This window comes from Candidatus Acetothermia bacterium (assembly GCA_024653305.1).
In the GTDB taxonomy this organism is placed as follows: Bacteria; Bipolaricaulota; Bipolaricaulia; order Bipolaricaulales; family Bipolaricaulaceae; genus JACIWI01.
Window position 1 is genome coordinate 1 of the sequence record JANLFW010000036.1, and the last position, 4,360, is coordinate 4,360.

At 68.9% G+C, this 4,360-nt stretch carries 1 protein-coding gene; it reads left to right on the forward strand.

The window, feature by feature from the left end; translation table 11 throughout:
* A partial coding sequence (locus NUV94_07975) for a hypothetical protein (protein MCR4392674.1) occupies positions 1-4,360 on the forward strand: 4,360 nt, incomplete at both ends.

The window sequence follows — 4,360 nt, forward strand, 5'->3', positions numbered from 1 at the left end:
TCCGCATCCCCACGACCCAGCTTGCGGCGACCTCCTCCACCGCCTCCCCCATCGCCACCTGCACCGAGCAGCCGGCCCTGATCCGCATTCGGAACACGGGCGACCCCGCGGTGTACAGCCTCGTGGCCCGGGAGACCCTCCCGGCCGGGATTCTCTACGTCCCCGGCACGACCCGCTGGCGGAAGGGAAGCGACCCGTGGCAAGTTGGGGGTGACCCGACGATCGTCGGCGCGACCCTGGAATGGACGGAGCTCGAGGTCGCGGGCCTGGCGGAGCTCCGGTCCCGGGAGACCCTGGAGATCGAGTTCGGGATCCTCGCCTCCTGCTCGTTCACCGGGGGGAACCTCGTGGTTTCGGTGGACTACCTCAACGTCTGCTCCGAGCCGGGGACGCTCCCGGCTGGGGCGTTCCGGCTCGACGCCCGGCGGCCGAGCCTTTCCGTGAACAAGGTCCAGATCTCGCCCTCGGGGAGTGGCCCCATCGACTGCGGGGGAGAGGTGACGTGGCGGATTGACGTGACGAACACGGGGCCGATCCCCATCCCCTACGCCTGGGTCGAGGACGAGCTGGGGGACGGGTTCACCTACGTCTCCTCCACCGGCGGGATCTACGGTGTGGACGACGGGTGCAGCTCCGGTTCCACGGTCACGTGGGCCCTGGAGAACTTGCCTCCGGGGGGGATGGCCCAGCTCACCCTCACCGCCGAGCACACAAGCTGCGGCGACCTTTCGAACACGATCCGCGCTTGGTGGGGCTGCGGAGCCGACAGTGACGGAAGCTCGTGCACCCCCGACGACATCTGTCTCACCGGCGTGCCTGCTACCCTCACTATCACCGCGTCGCGCGATCCCAGCGTTACGCTCAGCTCGAGCCTCGATCCGGGCCAAGTCCCGTCGTGCGACACAACGACCTTCACCCTCACCGTGACCAACCCCTCCACCGCCCGCGCAGACGCGGTGGACGTGCGGATTGCCCTCCCCGCCGGGCTCGCCTACGTCCCCGGGAGCACCGAGATCGACTGTGGGTCGGGGTTCTTCTCCGCTTCGGACCCGGTGGCCGCCGGGGGGTTCCTGTACTGGTACGACCCGAACGACCCGGGAACCAACCTGTGCGCCGGGATCCCCGCGGGGGGCACTGTGCGCCTGCGGTTCCGCGTCCAGGCCTCCTGCTACCGCACCACGGGGAACGCGGGGATCGTCGTCTACTACTACGACTGCTGCGGGTTGACCCAACGGCAGACGACGGGCTCGCGGTCCCTCGCCCCGGCCGTTCCCAATCTCACGATCACGAAGACGCCCGCCACGGTGCCCCTCGACTGCTACGACCCCGGGAGCACCGTCACCTGGCAGATCCGGGTTCAGAACACGGGAGGGGCGAGCGCGGACTGGGTGCGCGTGGAGGACACGTTGGGGGCGAGCCTGCAGTACTTGAGCTCCAGTCCCCTTGCCACGCCCATGGGCGCGCAGAAGTGGGGCTGGGAGTTTGGGCCCCTGGGGCCGGGCGAGTCGCGAACCTTTGAGATCACGGTGCGGCTGAGCCAACCATCGAACGACTGCGCGAGCGCCCTGCGCACGAACACGGCAAGCGTCTGGTGGGGCTGCGGACCGTTCGACGGGGACCCCAACACGACCGACGGCTGCACGGGCGGAGGTCCAGTGACCGCCACAGCGCGGGCCACGATTCCTGACCTCACCCTCACGCCCAGCAACATCACCCCTGTGCTGACCTGCGTCGACGATGGGATCCACAGCGGGCGGGTGACCATCGTCGTCCGCAACACGGGCGACGCTCCGGTCACAGGGGACTTCAGGATGCGGGTGGAGGAAGCCGCTACAGGTTGGTGGCGCGAGGGGTACTTCGGTGCGGATTTTGGGGGAACGCTCCCTGTAAACGCCAACTCGACCCGCACGATCCACGTAGACGGTTGGCCCGTGTCGTGCCAATCCTGCACCTACAGGTTCACCGTCACCTTGGACCTCGGTGACGATATCTGCGAATGCATCGAAGGGAACAACGCGAACTCCCGCGATTGGACGATTACCCTTCCTGACCTCACGGTGCGACGTGAGAACCTGGCCTTGACCTGTGCGGGTGACGGTCTGGTCTTGATCTCGGGCACGGTCACGCTGGGCAACGAAGGCTGCGGGACCGCCCTCACCGCGAACGTGCCGATGCGGTTCGTCCTCCATGACGGAGCGGGCTGCTCCGGGACCGTACTCCACACGTGGACGGAGACGTTCAGTGGGGTCAGCATCCCCGCGGGGGGCGAGCGGACGTTCACCGTAGGCCACACGTTCCCGATCGACCTCTGTACCGAAGCCACCGGTTGCACCGTGTCCCTCCTCATCGAGGCCGACCACACGGGTTCGATCTGCGAGTGCGACGGGACGAACAACACGCTGTGCACGGTCCTCCCCGTGGAGATCCCCGATCTGGCGGTGGTGGCCGTGGAACCGAACGTCCCCGACGCGTGCTCCCCGGGGCGGGTGGAGGTGACGGTGGCCAACGTCGGGTGTGTGGAGAGCCCGGCGGGAGTGGTGGTCCGGATCACCGGCGCTGCCACGGGAGAGATCACGCTTCCGGCGATTCCCGCTGGGGATGAGGCAACTGTCACCGTAGACCTGAACCAGATCCTCCCCTGCGGCGCGTACACGATTACCGCGAGGGTGGATCCCGATGACGTGCTGTGCGAGTGCAGCGACACGAGCAACGCGCTGGAAGCGTCGTTCACCGTGGTGGATCCCGATCTGACGATCACCGACCTCCGGGTCGAATGCCGGGGGGACGGCAGCTTCGCGGTGAGTGCGGTGGTCCGCAACGTCGGAACCGAGGACGCGCCGCCGACGGCCGTACGCATCTACGTGGACGGAGCGCTGTTCGCCACCGTGGCTGTTCCCGCGCTGGCGATGGGCGAGGGGTACACCGTGAGCTACGTGACCCCGCGGATCAAGTGTGGCGTGGACCACGTGTTCCGGCTCGTGGTGGACGAGGGGGACCTCATCTGCGAGTGCAACGAGGCGAACAACGAGGTAGAGACCCTCGCCCGCTGCGGCTGCCCGGCCTTGGTGACCCAAAAGAGCGTTGCCCAAATCCTGCGGGGCGGGGTTCCCGTGGCCACGAACGTCCCCGTTGAGCCGGGGGACCTCGTGACCTACACGCTCACCGTGACCAACGTGGGGGCGGGCTGGGCATTCAACGTGGACGTGTGGGATGAACTTCCCGTGGAGTTCGCCTACGTCGCGGGGAGCACGAGCGCCGCCTGGCCGGGGGGAAGCTCGAGTGCGGATCCCTCCGGGGCCCCCGGGCCCTCCCTGGCCTGGGACCTTGGGGCCACGCTCCTTCCGGGCGAAGCGCTGACCCTTTCCTTCCAGGCCCTCGTGACAAGCCTTGCCCGCCAGGGCCGGTCGTACACGAACACGATGGGAGCCACGGGCGAGGAGGGCAACGGGACCCCAATTCCCCCGGACAGCGGCCTCCCCGGGGACGACGACCCGGACGATTCCGCCCCCGTCGTCCATCCCGCGACCGTCCCCGCCCTGGCCCTGGACAAGGCGATTGCCGACGTCCTCCGGGCGGGCGTGAGCCGGGGCCCAACCGGGCCGGTCGAACCCGGCGACGTCATCGTCTACACGGTGACGGTCCGCAACGTGGGCGGCGGCACGGCGTACAACGTGGACTTCGCCGACCAGATTCCAGCCCACACGGAGTACGAAACCGCCTACGGGGATGGCCTGTACACCGTGGACAGCCCGCCGGCGGGCCCCGCCTCGCTGGGGATCCCCGACGGGGCCACGGGGCTTGTCACCGCGGACACCTCGGCCACGATCAACCCCGGCGGAACCCTAAGCGCCACCTACCGCGTGCGGGTCCTGAGCGCAGTCTCCCAAGGCGTGGACCTTGTGAACTACGCCGTGACGAGCGGGAAAGACGGGGCGGGGGCCCCGATCCCCGAGTACAACCCGGACGTTCCGGACACCTACCCGGATCGGGACGCGACCCGGATCCCTGTGGTCGAGCCTGGCCTTGCCCTGGACAAGGAGATCGCCGACGTCCTGCGGGGCGGGGTCTCCGTGTGGCCGACCCCGATCGTCCTGTGGGGCGACGTGATCGTGTACCGGGTCACCGTGCGCAACGTGGGGCTCGGCACTGCCTACAACGTGGACCTCACGGACAACCTCCCGTTCGGCCTCGCCTACGACGCGGGCGGAGACGGGACCTACACCGTGGACAGCCCGCCGAGCGCCGGGTCCCTCGGGATCCCCGACGGAACCACCGGCCTCATCACGGCAAGCATCTCCGCCCAGGTCAACAGCGGGGGGACGCTCGTCGTCGTCTACCGGGCGCGGGTCCTGCCCGAGGC